Source organism: Pseudomonas sp. CFBP 13710 (assembly GCF_014842235.1).
Taxonomy (GTDB): domain Bacteria; phylum Pseudomonadota; class Gammaproteobacteria; order Pseudomonadales; family Pseudomonadaceae; genus Aquipseudomonas; species Aquipseudomonas baltica.
Genome location: NZ_JACYVJ010000004.1, coordinates 77431 through 102011 on the forward strand (window position 1 = coordinate 77431; position 24581 = coordinate 102011).

A 24581-nucleotide genomic window follows, 5' to 3' on the forward strand; every position below is an offset into this window, starting at 1 on the left:
CTATCCCCAAAGAATGGGGTAGGGACAGAGGGTAGGAAATTTATTGCACTCCTCTGTCGACGCTCAATCGCACCCGATCAAAAAATCATCAGTGGCGAAGGGCACGCTCAGTTATTGGGTACCTAACGTCGAAAGGTGTGCTACTTGCGTTACCTTAGCTACGGCCTGACGCCTCCGGTACCCCTCCGAGCAAATTGGCTCAAGGCTATGGACATGGTGCTGGCAAAATAGTAGCGTTGCTCGCTACACTGCTCTTTGTATCGGGGTAGACCTACCATGTGTTTTACTGCACTTTCTGGTTCGCTATCGAGATTACAGGAGCTATAGTTAGAGCGCTTCAAGGCGATACTTAAGGATGAGCGAGTATGCGGCGTGGTCGTTATTATTTAGCGAGAGTTATCAAGCTCGGCCAGTTAAATCAAGAAAAGCTGTTAGATGCTATTGCTCAAGCGCCAGTTGTGGTGCTTGGTCAGTTTGAATGGACAATCACAGATGTAATCGACAGGCGTGATTCTCCCACACCTTACATATTCGGTAATCTCGCTAAATATTCTAGAAATGGAGAAGTAACGATAGTCAATGAGCCTGCTAAACAGCAGCGTCAAGCTCAAGCCCCCTATCTTCTGGAGGCTAGTGCCCCCTTTGTCTATCTTCCGGATTTCTCGGGTCTCGCGTTTCTGCATGTCTGGAATGGAATTCAAGAAGACATATTCCCTCGGCGATTCAAGGCAATTATCGAGTCTGCATATGATAATTTTTTTGTAGGTTGCACAGTAGAACCAGTTGCGGACTACCGGGCTTTCTTGGAGAAGCTTCAGTCACTAGACATTATTACTGAACTCTCCGCAAAGGTCCATCCACCTAACCCTTTGTTTGGTCGTCTTTGGGGTGGTTTAGATAAATATGTAAGACGGCGCCAAGCCGATGAAGTCTCGGTCCGGGAAATAACTTCTAAACCGAAAGGGTTATCAACTCAGCTACTTGAGCTGATAGAACATATTCTTGAGAACCCCAGTTATGAACCGGTTGAAGAGCCAGATATCACCGATGCTGCGATGTTGATGGCTGCAGACGGCTATGGTTCTGGTAAAGCATTGGGCACCGAAAACGGACACGACGTAGTGATACGAACTTCAGAGTCTCAAAAGAGCTTTTTATTTGATAAAAAGCCAGATCCTGAAATACTTGCATCCCTCGCTCGCGGTTACTTCAAGCGTGTCAGTAGTGAACGAAATATGAGGCATTGACCTGTGCGATATCTCTATGGCCTCCGTGTCGCATTAATAAGTGTGGAAGCAATAGTCTTGGCACTTGGGTGGTTGGCGTGGACGTATTTAGCTCCGCAACTCCATGATTTTGCAAGCTCGCTTGCGCTTAATGATGAAGTCCTTAAGTATCTAATGCTTCTACCAACGGCGCTGGCTGTATGGGTATTCAATGAGGTACGAGGGTTGTTGCAAGAAGATAAGGATACGATTCAACTTCTTGTTAAGTGGCCGGATTATTGGAAATTAAAAGCTCATGCATGGGTCAGCTTGATTTACGCGGTAGTCTTTTCATGTATGTCCCTACTTCCTTGGGTCGCAAAATCAGGTATCAGCACTGGCAGTGGAATGCTGTTATTCGTTACTAGCATAATCGGGCAACTTTCTCTTGCGATAAGCGTTTACGTCGCTCGGATAACACTAAAAGAGATTGTTGCGCATGCTAAAGCGCCGTGATTTACTCAATCTATCCCTAAGCTGGCGCAATAGGCTGTAACCAGAGGCCATGGTAAGTGGTATACCGCACCTTTAATGATAACTGGAGATGATCGGCGAAGCCCTTTTGCCGAGGACGTCTCAGTCTCTACGTAATCACTGGCGTCGCTGTGGCCTTTACCGCTGGGTTTGAAATATCTCAGGCGCCAGGTATTAACGCCGTAGAAATACTGTGCGTCGCCAAAAGTGGTAATTTCTTAGCGTACATTAAAAATTGCATTGCTAGCACGCATCCATAAATATGACCCTAGTTTCTTTTGAAAAGCGGCGTCCATTTTGGATCGTTCGCACTACCCCAAATAATAGGTAGAGAATTATTTGGGCAATTATCCTTAAATACGATCAGCAGTTGACCATCATGGTATCCGAGAGGGTGCCTGTTATTTATCCTGGCACCATATTTTCTCGCCATTGAAAGAGCTTTAGCAACTTCATGGTCCTCAAATATTTTTGACTCGGCTGCGAATACCTTATGCCCGCCATCAATAACATCACATACCCGGAGTACAATTTTGAATGGAAAGTTACTATTGTCAATATGATTTTGACAGTTCTCGATTCCATCGCCTGTTCCGCAAATTACGCCTACAACTACTAGTATTTCTCTTTCGCCCAGGATCTCACCAAGGTCGAGGTTTAATTGATCTAAGTGGCCAATTACAGTGCCGCCAGATGCGACCATATCATCGATGAATACTAGGGCCTTAATATTTTCATCACCCAGAATACCTTTTTGTAACTCGTTGTAGGCTTTTATGCTATGAGCGGTAATGCCGTTCTCCGTAGCATACATTCTGATATATGTCGGCCCGCTCTTGGATAAGGCGCCGAATGCGCTAACCAAAATATCCTTACGAACGCGCTCACCTGCTTTGATAGTGTGTACGACCTCACGCCTGACGATGTCATGGACAATTTTCAGTTTTTCTCTAATTTTAGATTCACCATAGAAGTCTAAATTAAGAAGTAATTTAAATGCCATGCGACGCTCTATGTTGTTTTCAAATTGATCTAGCCATGCGCGGATATGCGACGGGCTAATTTTAGCTCCTCGATAATGCTCCCACTTATCGCTAAGCGTAATAATTTCGCTTTCAGATATATACGCCGCACTTTCTTTCTCATTAAACGCAGTCTGCGCATCTTCATCCGCGAACGAAGCTCTCAGGTTGTACACGCCTTTTTCCGTAAGCCATCGTTCGAAAAGCCTTGGTTTTATCCTAAGCAGGCCTTCCTCCTCGACTATAATATTTCGGCTTATAAAACTCTCAAGTATCTCTTTCGATGGAATTCCAGAAAGAGATAAGTCACTAACAATAGAGGTTTTTTCTACCGAGCTATTTTCACGTAGTTTATCAGCAAATGCTATTAACAGTCTTCGTCGCTGGGTTTCTATGGTGTCTCTGCGCTCAGTGTCCTCAACTCTTATTCCATCACTCCAGAAGTGGTTTAAGTTGATAGCCTCCATATTAACGATTGTATCGTGAATCGCATCTTCCATTTCGTCAATCGATATGAAAGAGCAGCGTCGCTCGCACATTTTTTTGTAAAGGGTCTTAGCGACGAATTTTGTATAAAAGGGGTTGCCCTCTGTCACTTCATAAAGCTTGAGTATGGCTTCATCGCTGTACTCCAATATCCCTCGGACAGGGGCGGTTACAAGTTCTTTAAAGTCTTCCCAGTATTCGGATTTGTTAAAGTAACCGACATTTGAGGCGTCAAATTTATTAAGTTTGTCCGTGCTTTGCATAATCACGCTCATGTTCTCCCCGCCAACAAGTATCAAGGAGACGCGGCCCTCACCACTTTCGCCACTTAAACTTCTTAAGTTGTGAAAAAAAGAATTACCTTCTTCTGTATATGGATAAAGTTGTGACGGGATTTCGTCAAATTCATCTAGAATGATTATTATTCGAGCCTTCTTGTTTGCGGCCACTATGTCTTCTATGTATGAGACTAGAGGGTATAGAGAAGATGCAAATCCACTGTCATCTATTTCGACAGAAAATACCCGTCTTAAATTTTTAGTTATTTTCTTGCCAAGAGTGTTGATAAAGTTGCTTGGAGATGTTTTATCCAAGCTACCAGTCTCGATAAAAACAGTGGCGTGATTATCTTTTCCTTCAAATTTATGCTGAATGGTTCGTGCGAGTGATGTTTTGCCAACTCTTTTTTGGCCATAAATAATTGACGACTCACCTTTTCGAAGGGACAGTTTTGATGAAATATCCTCAAGAAGATCTTTACGTCCTACTAGATCAGCTTCGCTATCTACCGACTCTAGGCTGTAAGGCTGTTGTCTTTTTATTTCATCCCAGTTTAAAGTTCCGTTTTGAGGAACAACCTCAATTTCAAAGTCTACTTCAATTCGCTTTCCTTTATAATCAGCCCATGACAAAATGCCTAAGATTTTTGGGGTTTTCGTACCTCCGGCTACGGAGTGCGCTTTTATTATAAATTCGTGGCGACCAGCATCTACAGTACCTAGAGAAAGCTCATCACTTTCGACTTCAAGACCATCATCTGACTCTAGTATGTTAATTATGGTGTCAAAAGCCACTCCAGGGCCGGAGTTATAAAGGTAAACTTTAATTGGAAAGGATTCGCCAATTGCATGAAGAGGGTACTTTCGTTCAGACGCCTTCAGAGAAAGAATTACAGGTTTTTGCAGTCCGCTATGATTAAAATCCATTTGAGCTGTCACAAAGGCAGACTCTAGGACGTTTTCAATCATGGCGGAAACATAAATATTTGATCCATGTCTTTGTATGTCACTAATATAGCTACGATATATCTCTTCAAGTCTTGTAAAAGCGGTAAGAGCATTAACCCTGTCAGCTTGTGAATATTGCTCTATAGCATTAAAAAATTCATTTATACGCTCTTTAGATACTAACGACTGATCGTATATTTGACTTTCTGAGAATATCGTCGTGAGCGGGCTGCTAATAAGTTTTATGTAGCCTCTGCGGGCATTTATCGCGGTCTCCATGCTCACAATAGAGACTTTTATTTTCTCAAATTCGCCGATTGTATTGGCATGAATGGCCTGCAGTCCTGCGAATATTTCATGGCTGCTGTTTTTTTCATCTATTTTTAATATCTTGTATATCTGATTGCATAAGACATCGTTAAAGAGAGTAATGGCTTTGTGTCTTGTCGAGCTGTCATCCCATAATAATTTAGAATGACCGCTAAGTGCTCGTAGTAGATAAGAGGCTACATGTTTTTTAATGGGGTTATTGTTGTTTTGATCAAGAAGAGAAACTTGAGGGGTGACTGGATTTAACTCAAGAAAAATGCAGATGGTTTTGAATAGCGAGTGTAGAGTTTCGACATTGGAATCATCATCAAGTGCTATAAAACGTTCTTCAATACCATTTTCTTGTTTCATTCGAACTCCCTGTTGAAGTTTCTCGCAATGACCGTTGATAGCTATATGCCATGAGTGTAATCGTTAATGCATATGAAGGCAATGCTTCAGCGCTCTGCGAAAAGCGCTAAGGACGGTTGGCTCGCTCTGAATTGCACTAGATTTCATAAACCCAGCCTGGGCCTATTGCTGACATGCGCTAAAGATTTAAACTGCCAAGATTTTCCTAATCGAAGAGTGAGCAAATGCATGGTCAGCAGATAGTAATAACGCGTCGATTCGGCGCGTTGGTTCACTTGCTGATTTAGGAGCCACACGAGATGTTTTCGCTGCGAGGTCCGTGGATTGTCGCGTTGCCAGCCCTCATCGATTGCTGTTTGGATAGTCTTCGCCTGACGCAGGTGACGCTGGCGGGTGGTATGCGACCCGGTCAGGACGCCAGCCAGGAAGAGTTCCATATCGAATGCCGTGCTGATGCTCTACCACCAATATACGCCGATACCACGTGGATACGGCCGTGCCCCAGCTCATAGCTGATTTGTACTCGGGCCTGCTGATCGAGGTGTCGGTTGAGCTGATAGCAATGGCCATCGTTGATGGGCGCGGGATGATGGGTGATTTGCTCGTAACGTTCGCATGCATAGGCTGCCCGCAATTCATGGAAACCTTTGAGGTTGTGCTTATGAAGGATGTCCCGTGCGTGACCGAGGATCCCTGCAAGAAATCGGGGTAGCGTTCGTTCGGTGCAAGCAGGTTGCGGCTACCGTCAGGCGAAACTTGAAGGGCAGATGCCAGTGCGTCGCGGATGTGCTCATTCACCGTTATCCATCGAGGGGCTGAGACTCCCAAGCGTCCACCTTTGGTGCCGTCCTGGATGTTGATCCTCCCGAGTTGCTCGGCTTCCCGTTGCAGTCGAGGAAGGTCGGCCAAAATGGCCTCGCGTAAGCGCATTCCGGCGGCTCGCACCAAGTGCACGATGGCGGCAGCGCGTTGCATTTGGTGTTCGCGGAGTACGTCCACGATCCGTTTCACATGTTCGCGATCTTGGCTTTGCGGTACCGATTGACTAGCACTGATGCGCCGCATTCCCAACGCCTTGCTCGGACTCACGACCTTCACATACTGATCGCCTCGAAGCGCAGCCATGGTCCGGTTCACGCTGGACAATCGGTTTTGCGCGGTGGCGATGCCTATAGCGCCTTGTTCAACTTATTGACGCAGATATCCGGCGTATTCCAGCAGGGTCTGTCGATCAATTTGTCGCGTATCGTTAATTTCTGGCCCATCCTCCGACCGACACCACCGAACAAACGCCTGCCAGCGATCACTGTGCGCTTTAACGGTCCCATAGTGTCCGCCGCCGAACATGTCTTTCAGCGCTTGCGACCCGGCATAGCTCAGTTGCCGACCATAGCCAAAATTCCGCCCGTCGCGTCTACCCACCAGTGCCATGATCAAACTCCTCTCGAAGCCATACCTTTAAGACTTTCCCCATGTCATTCCGCCAAGGATGTTGAGTGTGATCAGGCATCAAGGCCCCTGCGACCTGTGAGGGTTGTCCACTAACGCGGGACTTGCGGCTCTTTACGACCGGGAGCTTGGGCATCTCATGATCTGGCCTCCTAAGCACTTCCGAAGAAGTGGGCGGGTGGAGGCTGCACTGGCTGACGAGACCAGCGCCGCGAGATCCTGAGTCGGGTGAAGGCATCTGTGCGATGACCGGGGCATGCCTGACTGTCAGTCAGGTGCAGTCCATTCCGTGGGCTGCGGGACCATCATCTGCATCGCTGTTGATGGTGACTTCGGTGTTTGTCACGCCGATTGTCACGAGCGGAAATGCCGCAATGCCTTGTACGAGGTGGGCTTCAGCAGTGGTAGGAGCGCCCGTCTCTTTCCGGAATGTATAAACCGGAGAGATAGATGACAGCTGTGCCAAGACATGGTGGACACTCTCCGGCAGCACAGACTGCCGGAGCCATGACCATGCCTTGGGATGAGAAAGACATCATGACGTTACGCGAGGAGTTTGTTGCTTTAGCGCTGCAAGATGGCGCCAACCGTCGAGAGCTTTGCCGACGATTTAAAATCAGCCCTCAGACAGCGTACAAATGGCTGTCCCGCTTCAAATCAGATGGTTTAGAGGGCCTGGAGGATCGTTCACGACGCCCAAAAACGAGCCCCAACCAATCTGCGATGAGCGTTGAAAAGCAGGTCGTGGAGCTGCGCGTCCAGCATCCTGCTTGGGGAGGTCGGAAAATTAGCCGGCGACTACAAGATCTCGGTGGCCCCCAAGTCGCACCGAGCACCGTGACTTCGATACTGCACAGATACCAATTGATATTGTCTGAAGCCTCTGACGCTGGCAAAGCATGGCGCCGGTTTGTTCACGACGCGCCTAATGACCTATGGCAAATGGACTTCAAAGGATATTTCCCTACATCTCAAGGGCAGTGCCATCCCTGGACGGTGTTGGATGATCACTCACGGTTTAATTTGGCGATTCAAGCGTGCGGCAACGAACGGTATGCCAGGGTCAAAGAGCGCTGGATGGATGTATTTCGACTTTATGGTATGCCCGTTCAGATCAATACCGACAACGGCGGGGCATGGGGGTCTCCCCGAGTGCCAGGAGAGCTATCTCAGCTCGGAGTCTGGCTGGTTCGTCTTGGGATAAGGCTCACGTTCAGCCGCCCGTGGCATCCACAAACTAACGGTAAAGATGAGCGCTTTCATCGCTCACTGAAGGCAGAAGTTCTCCGAGACAGAGCGTTTCGGTCACTCAGCGAAGCCCAGCTTGCCTTCGACGATTGGCGGAACATCTATAACCACCAAAGGCCGCACCAGGCTCTCCAGATGACAACGCCAGCGACCCACTACCGAATGAGTCCAAGGCCGGATCCGGAAACACTTCCAGAGCTTGAGTACGGTCCAGAAGACACGGTTGTCAAAGTGCACTTTCATGGTAACGCTCGTTTTCGAGGCGAGTTGATTCCCGTCTCGAAAGCGCTTAGAGGGCTGCCCATCGCTGTAAGGCCTAAGGGGGCTGCGGACGAGTGCTTTGACGTCTACTTCAGCCACCACAAGCTCTGCGAGATAGATCTGCGCGGGCGCAAGCCAAAGCCTTGAAACCGTCCACCATGTCTTGGCACAACTGTCACCCTTGTATCTGGTCCATACACGGAAGAAAGAGACGGGCGCAGGTTGGCGCAAGGAAATGGCCAAGCGGATAGGTTGCTGCAGGGCAGCTATGAAAGGGATAAGTTGCCGCCGTGGGCACACTGGTAAAAGTAGGCATCCGTCACATCGTTGTGCCCGTGCGAGCCGCCGGACGCTAATCGCACTTTGGGAGAACCACCACGGTGTGGTCTAGCCTTAAGGGTTCTGGCTACCTGGGTTGCTGTCAACGACAGCGCATTGCCCGATCTTTTCTACGCCTGTGGATAATTCGAGACAAGGCTCGAACTTATATGAGCTCTGCGGCTATGGATGAAATTGTCCACAGGTGGAAATTTATGGCTTTCCGCAGACAGTTCCATGAGGTTTAGTTTTTTAAGTGAAGTCCATCCAAACAGGGCTTCTTTGCAGCTCTGTTTGGATGGATCCGCATGCACAAGCCGATCACCGAGATATGAAGACCGAGCGCTTACTCAGTTGCGTCATGTTTTGCTTTAAGGCGAGTGACGTTCGCTCCGGTCTGGTTCGCGAACTCAGGGGGAGTGACATGCTCCTACTGGTTGGCCTCCAGGTAACGGCTCCGCGAGTTCATGATCAGCCTGCGCTCCTCAATGTTCTCCCAGCTGCCGTGCTTGAGGTCGAACTCGTTCAAGTGTGCGAAGTGCAATTCGATGGAGCACACGAACATGTAAAACCATGGTGGGCTCTAGTGAGGATTGGGGTCGCAGTTGTAGGTGCGCAGCGTTTGCGTGACGGTGGGCAGAGATATTTGATAGGGGCTTAGAGCGGTGGTAACTGAACCGACGCCTTCGCGGCCACTGGCCGCTCCTACAGGGGTTGTGCGCATAAGGCGAACAGCGGCCAGGCGCCCACAAGAAGCACAAACAAAAAAGGCCCACCTTGCGGTGAGCCTTTCTCGTCAAACTATGGTGCCGGCACCAGGAATCGAACCCGGGACCTACTGATTACAAGTCAGTTGCTCTACCATCTGAGCTATACCGGCAAGTGAGGGCGCTGATTATAGCTATTCGATCGGCCGAGTAAACCCCCCTGCGGCATAATTTCTTCGCCTTTAGCTCTTAACCCGCCAGTGCTTATGCACATTTGGCGTGCCAACCCCAGCAACCGCTCGGCGTTTAGGTCGGTTTGATGACATCGTTCGCAAGCTACTGTTTTCGCAGGCGAAACGGACATGAACGAAAAATGACTGATCTTCAGCCTGGCGTTCAAACGCAGACTCAATGCACTGCGCAACATTTCTACCCACAGAGTTATCCACAGGTTGCGCACGCTTCAGAGGCGTTCGGCGATGATCATCAGATTGCGTGGGGTCAGGGTTTCCGGGCAGAAGGTGCCGACCTGTGCGCTGTACTGGCGCTCTTGCAGGTACAGGGCGCGGTCGAGCACCAGCCACAGTTCCAAGGGCTTGCGAAACAGGCCGCGTAGCAGTTCCAGGTTGCGGACTTGGGCAAGTCGTTGCCAGCCGCGCGCTTCAAGCTTATCGAAATTCACGGCATGCCCAATAGTTACGCTCTGCAGCGCTGCAAGGTCGTGGCAGTAATCGGCGAAGGGTTTGTCCAGCCAGGCGGCGGGCAGGGAGGGGCAAGGCAGGTAGTGGTCGATGCCACGTTGCTCGCGCTGCAGCAAGTCGAAGGCCAGGCGGCGGGCCATGGACTGGTCGCGCTGGCGGCGCACGCGGGCGCCGGCGGTGACGGTGGCTTCCAGGGGCAGGCCGAGGTCTTCGAGGGTCAGGGAGAGGGTGGAGGGTTGGGCGCACAGTTGGCGGTAAGCGCCTTGGGTACGGTTATAGCAGCAGGGGGCGAAGGCCAGGTGTTGGCAGCCTGCCTGGGTGGCGCGGTGCATGAGCTTGACGTGCAGGTCGCCGCAGGCGTGTAGGGCGACGGGTGTGCTGGAGGCTGGCAGGCGCAGGTCGTCGGCCATGACGTCTTGCTGTCGGTGCTGGGCGGGCAGGGCGTGATGGGTGCTGAGTTGGGCGCCGCTGGCCACCAGTGCCGGGTCGTGTTCCAGGCAGGTGAGTTGCTGGCCGTCGCGCAGCAGGCGTCGGCCGAGATGGCCTTTGCCGGCGCACCAATCCAGCCAGTGGCTGGTGGACGCAGCGAAGGGCAGGGCGGCGGCGAAGGCTTCGATCTGTTGCCATTTGCGGCCCGGTACATCGACGTTGAGGCGGTGGCGCGCAGTGGACAAAAAATTGGTCGGCAGCGGACCTACCGCGCCCAGCGCATGCGCCTGCTGGGCTAAGGCAGGAAAGGGCGCCGAGGCGTCCAGTTCCAGTAACGAGTTATGCACAGCCTCGGCTTCGGCCAGGGTGCGGGCGCGCAGCCAGGTGGCGAGCTCGGGATGTTTCGCTTCCCAGGGCAAAGTCAATTGGGTGAAGGGCTTGGGCCGCCACAGGTCGGCATGGGCAGCCAGAAAGGCGTCCAGTGCGTGAAAGCGCTCACGCAGTTGGTCGCCTTGCAGGGTCAGCGGCCCTGGCACGCGTCCACGCGCAGCCAGCGTTCGAGCAGTTTGAAGCCCTGCACCAGCACGAACGACATGGCCAGGTAGAACATGCCAGCGGCGAAGAAGATTTCCACCGGCAGGTAGGTGCGGGCGATGATCGTGCGGGCCATGCCGGTGAGTTCCAGCAGGGTGACGGTGCTGGCCAGCGAGCTGGCCTTGAGCATCAGGATCACTTCATTGCTGTAGGCCGGCAGGCCGATGCGTGCGGCGCGTGGCAGCATGATGTGCAGCAGGGCTTTGCTGCGGGACATGCCGAGGGCGCGAGCGGCCTCGATTTCGCCCTTGGGTATGGCTTGCAGCGCGCCGCGCAGGATTTCTGCGATATAGGCGGCGGTGTGCAGGGTCATGGTCCCGGCGGCGCACCAGAACGGGCTGCGCAGGTACGGCCACAGGCTGCTCTCGCGCACCGCGTCGAACTGCGCCAGCCCGTAGTACACCAGAAACAGCTGCACCAGCAGCGGGGTGCCCCGAAAGAAGAAGATGTAGGCATACGGCAGGCCGCTGACGTACCACTTCTTCGAGGTGCGGGCGATGCCGAGCGGGATGGCCAGGATGAGTCCGGCGAGTACCGCGATGGCCACCAGTTCGAGGGTCAGGGTGGCGCCTTGCATCAGGCGCGGCAGCCACTTGATGATCACTTCCCAGTTCATTGCGAGGCCCTCGCGAAGCCGCGCGAGGCGCGTTTCTCCATGAAGTGCAGGGCAACCATGGCGACCACGGTGAGGCTCAGGTACATCAGGGCGGCAACCATATAGAAGGTGAACGGTTGTTTGCTGACGGTGACGGCGTTCTGCGCGTTGCGCATGATCTCTTCCAGGCTGATAACGGATACCAGTGCGGTGTCCTTCATCAGAATCAGAAACAGATTACCCAGCCCTGGCAGGGCGATGCGCCACATCTGCGGCAGCACCAGGCGAATGAAGATGCGCGACGTGCTCAGGCCCAGGGCCAGGCCGGCTTCGCGGTGGCCTTTGGGAATGGCCAGGATGGCGCCGCGGAACACCTCCGTGGCGTAGGCGCCGAAGCACAGGCCCAAGGCGATGACGCCGGCGGCGAAGGGGCTGAGTTCCAGGCTGCCGACACCCAGCGCCAGGCCGATGCTGCGCAGGCCGTTGACGGTGCCAAAGTAGATCAGCAGCACCCACAGCAGTTCGGGGATGCCGCGCACCAGCGTCGAGTAGAAACCGCCGAGCCATTGCAGGGGGCGGTTGCCGGAGGTTTTCGCCAGGGCACCGGCGAGGCCCAGCAGCAGCCCCAGGCACAGAGCGCTGAGGGCCAGTTTGACGGTCATCAGCGCGCCTGCGGCAAGCGCAGGGCCGAAGCCATAGAGATCGATGTTCATGGGCAGGCTTGTTCAGGGGCGGGCATCGGCCGTGTAGGCCAACGCCCGCCGGGCTGTCAGAGGATGCTGAAAGGGAAGTACTTGTCGTTGATCTTCTTGTAGGTACCGTCGGCAATGATTTCCTGCAGCGCGGCATTCAGCTTGTCGCGCAGGGCATCGCCCTTGCGCACGGCAATGCCGATCTTGTCGCTTTGCTCGACCGCGTCACCCTTGAATTCGAAATTCTTGCCGGCGTCGCTCTTGAGCCAATCGTAGCTGGCGTACTTGTCGGCCAGGATGGCGTCGAGGCGGCCGCTGCTCAGGTCGAGAAAGGCGTTTTCAGAGGTGTCGTACAGCTTGAGGTCGACATCCATGCCGTACTTGTCTTCCAGCCAGGTGCCGGACAGGGTCGCGCGCTGGGCGCCGATGACTTTGCCCTTGAGGCTGTCGCCGTCGGTCTTGAAGTCATCGCCCTTCTTGGCAATGAACTGCAGCTTGTTACTGTAGTAGGGGTTGGTGAAGTCGACCACTTCCGAGCGCTCGGGGGTGATCGACATCGACGACACCAGGAAGTCGAACTTCTGCGACTGCAGTGCGGGAATGATGCCGTCCCAGTCGGAGGTGACGATTTCGCACTCCACTTCCATCTTGGCGCACAGGGCCTTGCCGATGTCAACGTCGAAGCCCACGACCTGGCCGCTGGTGTCCTTGTTGTTGAACGGTGGGTAGGCCGCTTCCACGCCCATGCGCAGTTTGTCGGCAGCCATGGCCGCGCCGTTGACCAGCAGTGTGGCGGCAACCGCCAGGAAGATTTTCTTCATGCTCATATTGTTATTGCTCCGTTAGCGGTTGCTGGACATGAACTGCCTGCAGCGCGCCGACAAGGGGTTGTCGAATACTTGCTCGGGCGTACCCTGCTCTTCCACCAGACCTTGATGCAGAAACACCACCTCGCTGGAGACCTGCCGGGCAAAGCCCATCTCGTGTGTCACCAGCAGCATGGTACGGCCTTCTTCGGCCAGGTTGCGAATAACCGCGAGCACCTCCTGGACCATTTCTGGATCCAGCGCCGAGGTCGGTTCGTCGAACAGAATAACCTTGGGCTGCATGGCCAGGGTGCGGGCAATCGCTGCACGTTGTTGCTGGCCGCCGGAAAGCTCGTTCGGATAGGCGTGGCGCTTGTCGGCGATACCCACCTTGGCCAGCAGCGCCTCGGCCACTTCGATCGCTTCGGCGCGGCTTTGCCCCAGCACGCGGCGCGGCGCCTCGATGATGTTGTCGAGCACGCTCATGTGCGGCCACAGGTTGAAATTCTGGAAGACGAAACCGATCTGGCTGCGCAGCCGGTTGATCTGGCGGCTGTCGGCGGCGATCAGCTCGCCGTTGCGAGCGGCCTTGAGCTTGAGCGCTTCACCGGCCACCAGGATCTCTCCCTGATGGGGGTTTTCCAGCAGGTTGATGCAGCGCAGCAGGGTCGACTTGCCGGAGCCGGACGAACCGAGGATGGAAATCACCGCGCCGTCGTTGGCGGCCAGCGATATGCCCTTGAGCACGTCCAGTGCACCGTAGCGCTTGTGCAGGTTACGGATTTCCAGAGCGGGCGTGGCCTGAGCCATGTGCGGTCCTCATATAGGCGGGTGCGGCCTGCCGTCACCAAAGTGAACAGCGAAGCGCAAAGCTAGCATAGCGCGGATGGCGAGGCTGGACTTGCAGCTTGTGTCCGATCTGCCTGGCGCGATGTGCGAAGGCACCGCAGCAGGAACGTCGGACGGGCAGGGCGCGATAAAAAAGGCGCGATGTTGCCAGTTTTGCCCAGTGGAGGAAAGCGCGAATGCGGCTTGAATGTGGCAACGCGATAAGCAGCAGGTCGCACGAAGTTGCACCTGAGCCACGCAGTGACCATGCAAAAGTTGCGCCTTTAGGTTGCACTGTTTTTGTGCGAAGGTGTTACCGACGTCGTTTTTTGGTGCGGCATATCGCCCCACGCTGAGTAGTTCGGTAATCCGTCTCAGCTCGCAAAGCAAACCTCAACAGATTCAATCTGTTGGCACGAATGGCGGAGAGGTCCGTTTCAGGGCGGCAGGATATACCTTGGTACAATTTGGCGCAATTTTTGCGTAAAAGATAAGGAACGGGGTGTAGCGGACTTTGCACAAGGCTCGCGATCACCGCCGGACAGAACGCTATTCTTCGCAAAGGTAGTTTTATGAGTACGCAGAATTCCACAGGTCTCGCTCAGGGACTCAAGCCGCGTCATGTAACTATGTTGTCGATCGCCGGTGTCATTGGTGCCGGCCTGTTCGTAGGTTCCGGGCACGCCATCGCCGCTGCTGGCCCTGCTGTGCTACTGGCCTATGCTGCTGCCGGCAGCCTGGTGGTGCTGGTCATGCGCATGCTCGGTGAAATGGCCGTTGCCTCGCCGGACACTGGGTCGTTTTCCACCTACGCCGACCGTGCCATCGGTCACTGGGCCGGTTTTTCCATCGGCTGGTTGTACTGGTGGTTCTGGGTGCTGGTGATTCCGCTGGAAGCCAACGCCGCCGCCTCGATCCTGCATGCCTGGATTCCTGGCGTGTCGCATTGGGTGTTCGCATTGTTGATCACCCTGGTGCTGACGGTGACCAACCTGTTCAGCGTGAAGAACTACGGTGAATTCGAATTCTGGTTCGCGCTGATCAAGGTGCTGGCAATCATTGCCTTCATCGTCGTTGGCCTGGGCGCCGTGTTCGGCTTCATGCCCAACAGCCAGGTCAGCGGTGTCAGCCACCTCACCGACACCATGGGCTTCATGCCCAACGGGCTGGGTGCCGTCGTCGCCGCCATGCTGACCACCATGTTCTCGTTCATGGGCACCGAGATCGTCACCATCGCCGCCGCCGAATCGAAGAACCCAGGTCAGCAGATTTCCAAGGCCACCAACTCGGTGATCTGGCGGATCTTCCTGTTCTATCTGGTTTCGATCTTCCTGGTGGTGGCCCTGGTGCCGTGGAACGACCCGCGCCTGGCCGAGCTGGGCTCGTACCAGACCGTTCTCGAGCTAATCGGCATCCCCAACGCCAAGTTGATCGTCGATATCGTGGTATTGGTCGCTGTAACCAGCTGCCTGAACTCGGCGCTGTACACCGCGTCGCGCATGCTGTTCTCCCTCAGCAAGCGCGGCGACGCGCCTGCTGCCGCGCAGAAAACCTCGAAGTCCGGTACACCGTCGGTGGCCGTGCTGATGTCCACCGCGGCGGCGTTCGTGGCCGTGATCGCCAACTACGTCGCCCCAGCGGCGGTGTTCGACTTCCTGCTGGCTACCTCTGGCGCCATCGCGCTGCTGGTGTACCTGGTGATCGCCGTGTCGCAACTGCGCATGCGCCGCAAGCGCGAGTTGGCCGGAGAGAAGATCGACTTCAAGATGTGGCTGTTCCCCGGCCTCACCTACCTGGTCATCCTGTTCATCGTCGCGGTGCTCACCACCATGGCCCTGCGCGAAGACCACCGCGTGGAAATCCTCGCCACCGGTGGCTTGGCCATCGCCGTGGTCGTCGCCGGGCTGATCGTCTCCAGCCGCCGCAAGGCTGGTAACGCGCGCGTGGCGCTCGGTCGCTGATCGCTTCGACCGCTTGAACGCAAAGGTCGCTGTCGGTGACGACAGCGGCCTTTGTTGTTTCTGCGGGCCTGTAAGCCAGGGCAAGCGTGCCTGGCTCGGCGCATCAGCCGCTCAAGTTATCCTGTTCCTTCGCTTCGGAATCACTTGTCCCCGCCTTGGCAGGTGGTTTGAGGAACGCCTGTTTCCATTCCGGCCACTGCTCGACCTTCCGCCGGCACAAGGCAAGGTGGTTGAGAAACGCCTGCTTCTTCGAGCTCATGGCTGACTGCTCGCCGGTTGACTGCAAGGCGGGCGAGAGATGTTCGGACTTTTGATCGGCATGCATGCTGACTCCGTGTGCTTGCTCTTGATCCGTCCTTTGATCGTTGGGTGGCTCCCGGTGTTTATCGAGAGATAAGCGCGAAGCCTGAAAGATAGCCGATGAGCTTGCCGGGGTGCAGAGGTGAATAGGTTCGAGAGGTAACAGCATGTGTGAGCATGGCAGGGGTATAAGGAGGCCACCCAGCCCCCAAATCCCGCCCAATAAAAAACCCCTGAATCTTTCGATTCAGGGGTTTCTCGGTATTAGTGGTGCCCAGAGACGGAATCGAACCGCCGACACGGGGATTTTCAATCCCCTGCTCTACCGACTGAGCTATCTGGGCAACGGGGCGCATTAAACTGGTTTTTCGACGGGTCGTCAAGCGTGATGTCGAAAAAAATTTTAATCATTACCGTCGCTTACGATTTTGCTGGGTTATTCGGCGGGTGGTACGTAGCCGTCGGCCTTGGCGTATTCCTCGCCGGACAGGTACTTGTCCATTTCGCCCTGGAGGAATTTGCGGTCTTCGGCGTTCATCATGTTCAGGCGGCGCTCGTTGATCAGCAGCGTCTGGTGTTTCTGCCAGTCGCCCCAGGCTTGCTGGGAGACGTGGTTGTAGATGTCTTCGCCCTTGGCGCCGGGGTAGGGAGGGCGTTCCAGGCCAGGCAGTTCTTCTTTGTACTTACGGCACAGTACGGTGCGGGTCATTACAGATCTCCTGCGTTCAAGGCGTCGGCTGCGTGTTGCAGCAGCTTCTTCACCGGGGCTGCGAGGCCCAGGCGCGGCGGTGTGGCGAGGTTATACCAGAGCCAGTCGGCCTCGGCCACGTGGTGGGCGGTCTGTTCGACCTGCACCAGCCAGGGGTCGATGGCCAGCTGGAAGTGGCTGAAAGTGTGGGTCAGGGCTGGCAATTGACGGCGTGCGAGCATGTGCAGTGCGTGCTGGTCGGCAAGGTGATCGAGGTCGCTCAGGTCATCGAGCTGCGGAAGGCTCCACAGGCCGCCCCACAGGCCTGTCGAGGGCCTTCGGTAGAGCAGGATGGCGCCGTCGCGGTTGGCGAGCAGGGGCATCAGTGTTGCGCGTTGCGGGATGGTCTTGCGCGGCTTGGGTATCGGGTAGCGGATTTCCAGGCCGAGCATGTGCGCTTCACAGCTCTTTTCCAGCGGGCACAGCAGGCAGCTGGGCTTGCTGCGGGTGCACAGCGTGGCGCCCAGGTCCATCATTGCCTGGGTGTAGTGGTTCACACGGGTCTGCGGAGTCAGGCGCTCGGCGGTGGCCCACAGCGCCTTGGCCACCTTGGGCTCGCCTGGGTAGCCTTCCTGCGCGGTGTAGCGGGCGAGCACGCGCTTGACGTTGCCGTCGAGGATCGGCGCGCGCAGGCCCATGCTGATGCTGGCGATAGCCCCGGCCGTGGACAGGCCGATACCGGGCAGCTCGACCAGCTTCTCGACGTTGCGGGGAAACTCGCCGCCGTGCTCGCTCATCACGATTTTCGCGGTTTTCTGCAGGTTGCGCGCGCGGGTGTAATAGCCCAGCCCGGTCCACAGGTGCAGCACTTCGTCTTCCGGCGCCTCGGCCAGCGCCTGCACCGTGGGCAGCGCGGCCATGAAGCGGTCGAAGTAGTTCAGTACCGTGCTGACCTGGGTTTGCTGCAGCATGATTTCCGACACCCATACCCGGTACGGGTTGATGCCCTGCTGCCAGGGCAGATCATGCCGGCCATTGCGGTCGTACCATTCCAGCACGGCGCTGGAAAACTGCTCGGGGCTCATCGGTTGAACAGACCTCGCAATGCGTCTTTGAGTTTTGGATCGACCTTGTCGCCCAGTTTTTCTTCGAGCTTCTCGTCGATCTTGTCGCGAATACGGTCGCCGGCCAGCTTGGCGGCGACCTGGCCCAAGCCGTCACGGTCGATGCGGCAGGCCTTGGCGCCCATCTCCAGCGGGCCGCGGCAGCGCAGCGGCAGCTCGACGCCGACGAAGCGCTCGCCCACCTGGCAGGCCGGGTCGGCGCTGGTGCCTTGTTCGCCGTCGACCACCACACCAATGCGGTAGTCCATGCCCAGCACGCGCAGATCGACGTCGCCGTTGCCCTTCACGGTCAGGCCGGGGATGCGTACGAGCAGGTCCTGGTTGCTGGCCACACCGTTACGGAACACCAGGCTGCCCTTGAGCTCCTTGAACGGCGTGTCCTTGCCGCGCGGTTCGCCGTTGAGCGTTTTGCGGTTGAGCACGGAGATGCCGCGGCAGATCTGCTGCTCGAGGTTGGCGTTGACCAGCACGCCGTCGTTGAGGACGAAGCTGGCGGTACCGTTGAGCGATTCGACCAGGGCCTTCTGGCTGTTGCCTGAACCGCTGAGGTTGCTGTTGAGGTTCAACAGGCCGCGCAGCGGTGAGTTGGCGTTCTGCGTCTTGATGAAGTTTTCAACGGGCACCTTGTCGATGCGTGTCTGCAACGCCAGCAGCGGCATGTCCGGGCGCACGTCGAGCGTGCCCTGGGTGTTGAAGCTGCCGTTGTAGAGGCCGCCGGCCAGGGTCTGCAGGGTCAGCATGCCGCCCTGGCCCTGCGCCTTGAGGGTGGCGTTGTGCACAGGCAGGCCCTTCAGGGTCAGTTGGCCAATGGTCAGGTCGGCCTGCACGTCCAGGGCGCGCAGACGCTCCACGGGCAGCAGGCGGTCATCGCTCCAGGCGCCGCGGGTCGGGGGCTCCGGCAGCGGTGATTCGCCCGAGGCGACTGCGGCCGCTTCGCTGTTCTGCACTTCGGCCTGGCGCGCCGCGCTGGCATTGGTGGCCTTTTCGGTCTTGGCCGGCAGGTAGCGATCGGCGTTGAAGGTGTCGCCCTTGAGCTGCAGGCGCAGGGCCTGGCGGGCAAAATCGTCCACGGCGATGCGGCCGGTGAAGGTGCTGTCGTCCAGTTTCAGCGTCAGGTCTTCCAGACCAAGGCTGTCGCGGGTGCCCTGCAGGCGGCTGACCAGCTCGAACTTACCGAGGCTGCCCGGTGCCATCGCCGGCAGCGGTTGGCCGATGCCGTCGAAGAACGCGCGCAGGTCGAACTCGGCAATCGACAGGCCGCCGGTGAGCTTAGGGTCGCTGTCCAGATTGCGCACGCGCAGTTCGCCCAGCGCGCGCAGCTGATTGGCGGCCAGCTTGAGGCCGGTCCATTCGGCGACGTTGGCGGACTGGTCGAGCAGCAACTGCCCCTGCGCGCTGAAGGTCACGGTCTTGCCCTGCAGCGGGTCGCCCGAGGCTTCACCGCTCAGGCGCATGTCTTCGAGCTGGTAGCGCTTGAGCACGCGATCGAAGCGAAGCTCGCCGGCAAGCTCGGTGCGGGCCCGCACGACCGGCTGGTTGGTGCCCAGGAAAGCGGTCAGTTTCAGCGGAATGTCCGCGCCTTCATGGACGGCGCCGGTGCTCAGCTGGATGCTTTCGGCGGTGTACATGCGGCCTGTGCGCACGTCGTTGTACTGCACGCGGGCGTTGTTCACGGTCAGGCTGTCGATGTCGAGCTTGACCGGGCGCGAGGGCGCCTGCGGTTTGCCCGGCTCGGTGACTGCCGGTGCATTCGGGTCGGTGGCGTCGGCCGTGGTGACGGGCAGCGGCTTGCCGATGTCTTCCCAGTTGCCGTGGCCGTTGGCATCACTTTCCAGGGACAGGTTCAGGCCTTCGACCCGTACGTCGCTCATCTGCACTTCCTTGCGCAGCAGCGGCAGCACGCGCACGGACAGCCCGAGCATCTGCAGGTCGGCGAAGGGGGCCTTGGGGTTGGCGAGGGTGGCCACGCTGGCGTCGTGCAGTTCCAGGCCCAGCCATGGGAACAGGCTCCAGCCGATATCCCCGTTGAGGGTCAGCTCGACGTGAGCCTTGTCCCGTGCCAGTTGGCGAATCTCGTCCTTGTAGTCGTTGGGGTCGAACAGGTGGGTGAGGGCGAAGCCCAGGGCCACCAGAATCAACAACAGACCGAGAATGCACAGGCCGAGGATTTTGCCGAACGCTTTCATGGGCGAGTCCTTTAGTCCGAATTTTGGAAGTTAGCGGGAGAGTATAACGTTGTGCGACTGGCGATGTGGGCGGTCCGTCGGTGCCATTTCACTGGGCGCCGACGGCCGCTTCGTGAAGGTCGCCCAAGCGCTTTGGGCCGTGGGTTTCACCGCTTCATCAGGCGACTGCCGAGCCATTCAGGGGGATTTTGCCAACCACCTGGCAGATCATCGCGATAAAGGGATAGCAGTTTGCTTCCATTGGTTACATCTAGTGGTAATCTCCGCCCCTTCAATTGTCCGCTGCGACTTTATGTCGCGATTTGCCAAGTGCTGCCGATAAAACAATCGATCGCCAACGCGCGTGAAGAATGTGGGCGCATTTGTGTGCAGACAGCTGAACTACAAAAATCAACGGGGGTTACAAAATGAGCAGTAGTCTTTCGGGCGGCGGCGTGGGTGCCCAGCCAGGATTCCTGTCCAAGGAGCGGATCATCGCCAAGCCTGGCTTCAACCGCTGGCTGGTTCCACCAGCAGCGTTGGCCATTCACTTGTGCATCGGCATGGCGTACGGTTTTTCGGTGTTCTGGCTGCCATTGTCCAAGGCGATCGGTATCACCGCGCCAGTGGCGTGCGCGCCCGACATGAGTTTCTTCAGCCAAGTGTTTTCATCGTCCTGTGATTGGTCGGTGTCGATGCTGAGCTGGATCTACACACTGTTCTTCATCTTCCTGGGCTGCTCGGCAGCCATCTGGGGTGGCTGGCTGGAACACGCCGGGCCGCGCAAGGCCGGTGTGGTTTCGGCACTGTGCTGGTGCGGTGGTCTGGTCATTTCCGCGTTGGGTATCTACACCCACCAGATCTGGCTGATGTGGCTGGGCTCGGGCGTGATCGGTGGTATCGGCCTGGGGCTGGGCTACATTTCCCCGGTATCGACCCTGATCAAATGGTTCCCGGACAAGCGCGGCATGGCTACCGGCATGGCGATCATGGGCTTCGGTGGCGGCGCCATGGTGGGCGCACCGCTGGCAGCGGTCCTGATGGGCCATTTCGCCTCGCCTACCAGCGTCGGCGTGTGGCAGAGCTTCCTGGTGATGGCGGCGATCTACTTCGTCTTCATGATCGGCGGCGCATTGTCCTACCGCGTACCGCCTACCGGTTGGAAGCCTGAAGGCTACGTCGCTCCGGCAAAGAAGGCCAAGGGCATGATCACCAACCGCCACGTACACGTGAACGTGGCCTGGAAGACGCCTCAGTTCGCCCTGGTGTGGCTGGTACTGTGCCTCAACGTTTCCGCAGGTATCGGCATCCTCGGCATGGCTTCGCCGCTGCTGCAGGAAGTGTTCGGCGGCAAGCTGCTGGGCGTGGACCTGGCGTTCAACCAGCTGGACTCGGCGCAACTGGCGCAGATCGCTGCCATCGCGGCGGGCTTCACCGGCTTGCTCAGCCTGTTCAACATCGGTGGACGCTTCTTCTGGGCGTCGTTCTCCGACTACATCGGCCGCAAGGTGACCTACTTCGTGTTCTTCGCCCTGGGCGTGGCACTGTACGCCTCGGTACCGACGCTGGGTCATTCGGGTAGCATCGCGCTGTTCGTGGCAGCCTTCTGCATCGTGCTGTCGATGTACGGCGGCGGCTTCGCCACGGTTCCAGCCTACCTGGCCGACCTGTTCGGCACGCAGATGGTCGGCGCCATCCACGGTCGCCTGTTGACCGCATGGGCCGTGGCCGGTGTGCTGGGTCCGGTGCTGGTGACCAACCTGCGTGACTACCAACTGGCGCAGGGTGTTCCCCGCGCAGCTGTGTACGACACCACGTTGTACATCCTCTCCGGCTTGCTGGTGCTGGGTTTCATCTGCAACGCGCTGGTGCGTCCGGTGGCCGACAAGTACTTCATGACCGATGCCGAGCTCAAGGCCGAGCAGGCGCTGGGCCATGACAAAGGTGCAGACGGCACGACCGTGCTGGAGTGGAAGGCCAATCCGGCTTCCAAGCCGCTGGCCATCGCTGCCTGGCTGGCCGTGGGCATTCCGTTGGCGTGGGGTGTGTGGGTGACCCTGCAGAAGACGGCGGTGCTGTTTCATTGATGTAGATGCTTGAATCTGCAGTGGCCCGTTCGCGGCCACTGACCGCTCCTACGACATTCCGTAAGAGCGGTCATCGGCCGCGAAAAGGCCACCGCAGATCATCCTTTCCCCCCTCTTCTGTTCCCGTTTCCCGCCTGCGTGCCTATAATGATCACCTTTTTCGCCCAACGATTTTGCGGAGCTGGTGATGGCCGAACGTATCGCGTTCGTCGAGCGCAACACTCTGGAAACCCAGATCAAAGCCTCGATCAACCTGGATGGCACCGGAAAGGCCCGATTCGATATCGGCGTTCCTTTTCTTGAGCACATGCTTGACCAGATCGCCCGGCACGGGCTGATCGACCTGGACATCGAGTGCAAGGGCGACCTGCACATCGACGACCACCACACCGTGGAGGACGTCGGCATCACCTTGGGCCAGGCATTCGCCAAGGCCATCGGCGACAAGAAAGGCATCTTTCGCTACGGCCACGCCTACGTCCCGCTGGACGAAGCGCTGTCGCGCGTGGTCATCGACTTCTCCGGCCGCCCCGGCCTGCAGATGCACGTGCCCTACACCCGCGCCACCGTCGGCGGCTTCGATGTGGATCTGTTCCAGGAGTTCTTCCAGGGCTTCGTCAACCACGCCAACGTCTCCCTGCACATCGACAACCTGCGTGGGCACAACACCCATCACCAGATCGAAACCGTGTTCAAGGCTTTCGGCCGCGCGCTGCGCATGGCCGTCGCGGTCGACGAACGCATGGCCGGGCAGATGCCGTCGACCAAGGGCGTGCTCTGATGCAGACCGTCGCGGTAATCGACTACGGCATGGGCAACCTGCACTCCGTGGCCAAGGCTCTGGAGCATGTCGGTGCCGGCAAGGTACTGATCACCAGTGACGCCAATGTCATTCGTGAAGCCGACCGCGTGGTCTTTCCCGGTGTCGGTGCCATTCGCGACTGCATGGCTGAAATCCGCCGCCTGGGCTTCGATGCGCTGGTGCGCGAAGTCAGTCAAGACCGGCCCTTCCTGGGTATCTGCGTCGGCATGCAGGCGTTGATGGAGCACAGCGAAGAGAACGCCGGCGTCGACTGCATCGGCGTGTTTCCCGGCAAGGTGCGCTTTTTCGGCAAGGACCTGCACGAAGGTGGCGAGCACCTGAAGGTCCCGCACATGGGCTGGAACGAAGTGCAGCAGGCGGTGGATCACCCGCTGTGGCACGACATTCCGGACCTGGCGCGTTTCTACTTCGTGCACAGCTATTACATCGAGGCCGGCAAGCCGGGCCAGGTGGTGGGGCGCGGCCATTACGGTCGCGACTTCGCCGCGGCACTGGCCGAAGGGTCACGCTTCGCCGTGCAGTTCCACCCCGAGAAGAGCCATACCCATGGCCTGCAGCTGCTGCAGAATTTCGCAGCCTGGGATGGACGCTGGTAATGGGCAAGGCCAGCAAGCCGCCCATTCTTACCCTGACGCCGGAGCAGGAGAGCGAAGCGGCCGAGAAGATCAAGCGGTTCATGCGTGACCGCTTCGATCTCGACCTGGGTTCGTTCGAGGCCCTCGAGGTGCTCGAGCTGTTCACCCGCGAAATGGCTCCACACTATTACAACAGGGCGATTTTCGATGTGCAGGCGCACCTCAGCGAGAGGTTCGAAAGCATCGAGAGCGACCTGTGGGCGCTCGAGAAGAACTGACTTCTGAGCATCGCCGTTCACCGACTTCGAAGGTTTTTGCAGATGCTGATTATCCCCGCTATCGATCTTAAAGACGGTGCCTGCGTGCGCCTGCGCCAGGGCCGCATGGAAGATTCCACGGTGTTTTCGGACGATCCGGTGAGCATGGCCGCCAAGTGGGTCGAGGGCGGCTGCCGTCGCCTGCACCTGGTCGATCTCAACGGTGCTTTCGAAGGCCAGCCGGTGAACGGCGATGTGGTCACTGCCATTGCCAAGCGCTACCCGCACCTGCCGATCCAGATCGGCGGCGGCATCCGCTCGCTGGAAACCATCGAGCACTACGTCAAGGCCGGCGTGAGCTACGTGATCATCGGCACCAAGGCGGTCAAGCAGCCCGAGTTCGTCGCCGAGGCCTGCCGTGCATTCCCCGGCAAGGTCATCGTTGGCCTGGACGCCAAGGATGGCTTCGTCGCCACCGACGGCTGGGCCGAAGTGAGCACGGTGCAGGTCATCGACCTGGCCAAGCGGTTCGAGGCCGATGGCGTGTCGGCGATCGTCTACACCGACATCGCCAAGGACGGCATGATGCAGGGCTGCAACGTGCCCTTCACCGCTGCTCTGGCGGCCGCGACCAAGATCCCGGTGATCGCCTCCGGCGGTATCCACAACCTGGGCGACATCCGTGCCCTGCTGGATGCCAAGGCGCCGGGCATCATCGGCGCCATCACTGGCCGCGCCATCTACGAAGGCACCCTGGACGTCGCCGAGGCCCAGGCATTCTGCGATTCGTACAACGCGTAACGGCTGGACGCGGCCCCC

General features: G+C 57.2%; 20 protein-coding genes, 2 tRNA genes and 2 pseudogenes. 9 read left to right on the forward strand and 15 right to left on the reverse strand.

From position 1 onward, the window contains the following. Nucleotides 1-365: 365 nt before the first annotated feature. Both IFT44_RS11310 and IFT44_RS11315 read left to right on the forward strand, forming a co-directional pair. On the forward strand, nucleotides 366-1247 hold the full coding sequence (locus tag IFT44_RS11310; RefSeq protein ID WP_192175921.1) for a hypothetical protein: 882 nt from the start codon (nucleotides 366-368) through the stop codon (nucleotides 1245-1247). A gap of 57 nt (nucleotides 1248-1304) precedes the next feature. Next, nucleotides 1305-1721 (forward strand): hypothetical protein, encoded by a 417-nt coding sequence (locus IFT44_RS11315; RefSeq protein WP_192137521.1) that lies wholly within the window; start codon nucleotides 1305-1307, stop codon nucleotides 1719-1721. A 286-nt stretch (nucleotides 1722-2007) separates the two neighbouring features. Here IFT44_RS11315 and IFT44_RS11320 read toward each other — a convergent pair whose 3' ends face one another. The 3 genes and pseudogenes from IFT44_RS11320 to IFT44_RS11330 form a co-directional block, all read right to left on the reverse strand. After that, nucleotides 2008-5154, reverse strand: coding sequence for a phosphoribosyltransferase-like protein (locus tag IFT44_RS11320; RefSeq protein WP_192137522.1), 3147 nt, complete (start codon nucleotides 5152-5154; stop codon nucleotides 2008-2010). Between the two features lie 143 nt (nucleotides 5155-5297). Continuing rightward, nucleotides 5298-5609 carry a hypothetical protein gene (locus IFT44_RS11325; RefSeq protein WP_192137632.1) on the reverse strand — a complete coding sequence of 104 codons (312 nt, stop codon included), beginning with the start codon at nucleotides 5607-5609 and terminating at the stop codon, nucleotides 5298-5300. Continuing rightward, nucleotides 5564-6585 (reverse strand): annotated as a pseudogene (locus tag IFT44_RS11330) (integrase domain-containing protein). Before IFT44_RS11330 ends, IFT44_RS11325 begins: the two are co-directional and overlap by 46 nt. 531 nt (nucleotides 6586-7116) lie before the next feature. Between IFT44_RS11330 and IFT44_RS11335 the strand changes: the two are divergent. Further along, on the forward strand, nucleotides 7117-8259 hold the full coding sequence (locus tag IFT44_RS11335) for an IS481 family transposase (RefSeq protein ID WP_192175922.1): 1143 nt from the start codon (nucleotides 7117-7119) through the stop codon (nucleotides 8257-8259). A gap of 517 nt (nucleotides 8260-8776) precedes the next feature. Here the strand turns inward: IFT44_RS11335 and IFT44_RS11340 are convergent. The 7 genes and pseudogenes from IFT44_RS11340 to IFT44_RS11370 form a co-directional block, all read right to left on the reverse strand. Further along, nucleotides 8777-8926, reverse strand: a pseudogene (locus IFT44_RS11340) (tyrosine-type recombinase/integrase); the annotation flags it as partial. 308 nt (nucleotides 8927-9234) lie between these two features. Next, nucleotides 9235-9310, reverse strand: a tRNA-Thr gene (locus IFT44_RS11345). 290 nt (nucleotides 9311-9600) lie between these two features. Continuing rightward, on the reverse strand, nucleotides 9601-10803 hold the full coding sequence (locus tag IFT44_RS11350; RefSeq protein ID WP_342214283.1) for a methyltransferase: 1203 nt from the start codon (nucleotides 10801-10803) through the stop codon (nucleotides 9601-9603). Beyond that, nucleotides 10788-11477, reverse strand: coding sequence for an ABC transporter permease (locus tag IFT44_RS11355; RefSeq protein WP_192175923.1), 690 nt, complete (start codon nucleotides 11475-11477; stop codon nucleotides 10788-10790). The genes IFT44_RS11350 and IFT44_RS11355 overlap by 16 nt, the downstream gene beginning before the upstream one ends. Continuing rightward, nucleotides 11474-12169, reverse strand: coding sequence for an ABC transporter permease (locus IFT44_RS11360; protein WP_122714457.1), 696 nt, complete (start codon nucleotides 12167-12169; stop codon nucleotides 11474-11476). The genes IFT44_RS11355 and IFT44_RS11360 overlap by 4 nt, the downstream gene beginning before the upstream one ends. Before the next feature lie 56 nt (nucleotides 12170-12225). Beyond that, a complete protein-coding gene (locus IFT44_RS11365) occupies nucleotides 12226-12975 on the reverse strand; it encodes an ABC transporter substrate-binding protein (protein ID WP_185794871.1) in 750 nt (249 codons plus the stop codon). 15 nt (nucleotides 12976-12990) lie between these two features. Further along, on the reverse strand, nucleotides 12991-13764 hold the full coding sequence (locus IFT44_RS11370; protein WP_122714459.1) for an ABC transporter ATP-binding protein: 774 nt from the start codon (nucleotides 13762-13764) through the stop codon (nucleotides 12991-12993). A gap of 590 nt (nucleotides 13765-14354) precedes the next feature. On the opposite strand from IFT44_RS11370, the gene gabP reads away from it, so the two are divergent. Next, nucleotides 14355-15743 (forward strand): GABA permease, encoded by a 1389-nt coding sequence (gene gabP, locus IFT44_RS11375; RefSeq protein ID WP_192151884.1) that lies wholly within the window; start codon nucleotides 14355-14357, stop codon nucleotides 15741-15743. Nucleotides 15744-15846: 103 nt separating this feature from the next. Here the strand turns inward: gabP and IFT44_RS11380 are convergent, their stop codons facing one another. From IFT44_RS11380 to IFT44_RS11400, 5 genes are all read right to left on the reverse strand, one after another. Beyond that, the gene (locus IFT44_RS11380; protein WP_192175924.1) at nucleotides 15847-16068 is read right to left on the reverse strand and encodes a hypothetical protein; all 222 of its coding nucleotides are present in this window, start codon (nucleotides 16066-16068) and stop codon (nucleotides 15847-15849) included. A gap of 243 nt (nucleotides 16069-16311) precedes the next feature. After that, nucleotides 16312-16387: transfer RNA gene (locus tag IFT44_RS11385), tRNA-Phe, on the reverse strand. A 92-nt stretch (nucleotides 16388-16479) separates the two neighbouring features. Further along, complete coding sequence (locus IFT44_RS11390; RefSeq protein ID WP_043191657.1) at nucleotides 16480-16752, reverse strand: oxidative damage protection protein; 273 nt, start codon at nucleotides 16750-16752, stop codon at nucleotides 16480-16482. Next, a complete protein-coding gene (gene mutY / locus IFT44_RS11395) occupies nucleotides 16752-17816 on the reverse strand; it encodes an A/G-specific adenine glycosylase (protein WP_192137525.1) in 1065 nt (354 codons plus the stop codon). Before mutY ends, IFT44_RS11390 begins: the two co-directional genes overlap by 1 nt. Beyond that, nucleotides 17813-20041 (reverse strand): AsmA family protein, encoded by a 2229-nt coding sequence (locus IFT44_RS11400; RefSeq protein WP_192175925.1) that lies wholly within the window; start codon nucleotides 20039-20041, stop codon nucleotides 17813-17815. The genes mutY and IFT44_RS11400 overlap by 4 nt, the downstream gene beginning before the upstream one ends. 407 nt (nucleotides 20042-20448) lie before the next feature. Between IFT44_RS11400 and IFT44_RS11405 the strand changes: the two genes are divergently transcribed. The 5 genes from IFT44_RS11405 to hisA all read left to right on the forward strand — a co-directional run bounded on the left by IFT44_RS11405 (nucleotide 20449) and on the right by hisA (nucleotide 24563). Further along, complete coding sequence (locus IFT44_RS11405) at nucleotides 20449-22107, forward strand: OFA family MFS transporter (RefSeq protein ID WP_122480567.1); 1659 nt, start codon at nucleotides 20449-20451, stop codon at nucleotides 22105-22107. 187 nt (nucleotides 22108-22294) lie between these two features. Then, nucleotides 22295-22888, forward strand: coding sequence for an imidazoleglycerol-phosphate dehydratase HisB (gene hisB, locus IFT44_RS11410; RefSeq protein ID WP_043191647.1), 594 nt, complete (start codon nucleotides 22295-22297; stop codon nucleotides 22886-22888). Beyond that, nucleotides 22888-23526 carry an imidazole glycerol phosphate synthase subunit HisH gene (gene hisH / locus IFT44_RS11415; RefSeq protein ID WP_122795890.1) on the forward strand — a complete coding sequence of 213 codons (639 nt, stop codon included), beginning with the start codon at nucleotides 22888-22890 and terminating at the stop codon, nucleotides 23524-23526. The genes hisB and hisH overlap by 1 nt, the downstream gene beginning before the upstream one ends. Then, a complete protein-coding gene (locus tag IFT44_RS11420; RefSeq protein ID WP_122480565.1) occupies nucleotides 23526-23783 on the forward strand; it encodes a DUF2164 domain-containing protein in 258 nt (85 codons plus the stop codon). The genes hisH and IFT44_RS11420 overlap by 1 nt, the downstream gene beginning before the upstream one ends. A 42-nt stretch (nucleotides 23784-23825) precedes the next feature. Beyond that, nucleotides 23826-24563: a 1-(5-phosphoribosyl)-5-[(5-phosphoribosylamino)methylideneamino]imidazole-4-carboxamide isomerase gene (gene hisA / locus IFT44_RS11425; RefSeq protein WP_122480564.1), complete on the forward strand. Its 738-nt coding sequence runs from the start codon at nucleotides 23826-23828 to the stop codon at nucleotides 24561-24563. Nucleotides 24564-24581: the final 18 nt, after the last annotated feature.

Bases quoted from the DNA above. Each gene is read 5' to 3' on its own strand.
- IFT44_RS11310 (WP_192175921.1), top strand. From the start codon at position 366: ATGCGGCGTGGTCGTTATTATTTAGCGAGAGTTATCAAGCTCGGCCAG.
- IFT44_RS11320 (WP_192137522.1), bottom strand. From the start codon at position 5,154: ATGAAACAAGAAAATGGTATTGAAGAACGTTTTATAGCACTTGATGAT.
- IFT44_RS11335 (WP_192175922.1), top strand. From the start codon at position 7,117: ATGCCTTGGGATGAGAAAGACATCATGACGTTACGCGAGGAGTTTGTT.
- IFT44_RS11355 (WP_192175923.1), bottom strand. From the start codon at position 11,477: ATGAACTGGGAAGTGATCATCAAGTGGCTGCCGCGCCTGATGCAAGGC.
- IFT44_RS11360 (WP_122714457.1), bottom strand. From the start codon at position 12,169: ATGAACATCGATCTCTATGGCTTCGGCCCTGCGCTTGCCGCAGGCGCG.
- IFT44_RS11365 (WP_185794871.1), bottom strand. From the start codon at position 12,975: ATGAGCATGAAGAAAATCTTCCTGGCGGTTGCCGCCACACTGCTGGTC.
- IFT44_RS11370 (WP_122714459.1), bottom strand. From the start codon at position 13,764: ATGGCTCAGGCCACGCCCGCTCTGGAAATCCGTAACCTGCACAAGCGC.
- gabP (WP_192151884.1), top strand. From the start codon at position 14,355: ATGAGTACGCAGAATTCCACAGGTCTCGCTCAGGGACTCAAGCCGCGT.
- IFT44_RS11380 (WP_192175924.1), bottom strand. From the start codon at position 16,068: ATGCATGCCGATCAAAAGTCCGAACATCTCTCGCCCGCCTTGCAGTCA.
- IFT44_RS11390 (WP_043191657.1), bottom strand. From the start codon at position 16,752: ATGACCCGCACCGTACTGTGCCGTAAGTACAAAGAAGAACTGCCTGGC.
- mutY (WP_192137525.1), bottom strand. From the start codon at position 17,816: ATGAGCCCCGAGCAGTTTTCCAGCGCCGTGCTGGAATGGTACGACCGC.
- IFT44_RS11400 (WP_192175925.1), bottom strand. From the start codon at position 20,041: ATGAAAGCGTTCGGCAAAATCCTCGGCCTGTGCATTCTCGGTCTGTTG.
- IFT44_RS11405 (WP_122480567.1), top strand. From the start codon at position 20,449: ATGAGCAGTAGTCTTTCGGGCGGCGGCGTGGGTGCCCAGCCAGGATTC.
- hisB (WP_043191647.1), top strand. From the start codon at position 22,295: ATGGCCGAACGTATCGCGTTCGTCGAGCGCAACACTCTGGAAACCCAG.
- hisH (WP_122795890.1), top strand. From the start codon at position 22,888: ATGCAGACCGTCGCGGTAATCGACTACGGCATGGGCAACCTGCACTCC.
- IFT44_RS11420 (WP_122480565.1), top strand. From the start codon at position 23,526: ATGGGCAAGGCCAGCAAGCCGCCCATTCTTACCCTGACGCCGGAGCAG.
- hisA (WP_122480564.1), top strand. From the start codon at position 23,826: ATGCTGATTATCCCCGCTATCGATCTTAAAGACGGTGCCTGCGTGCGC.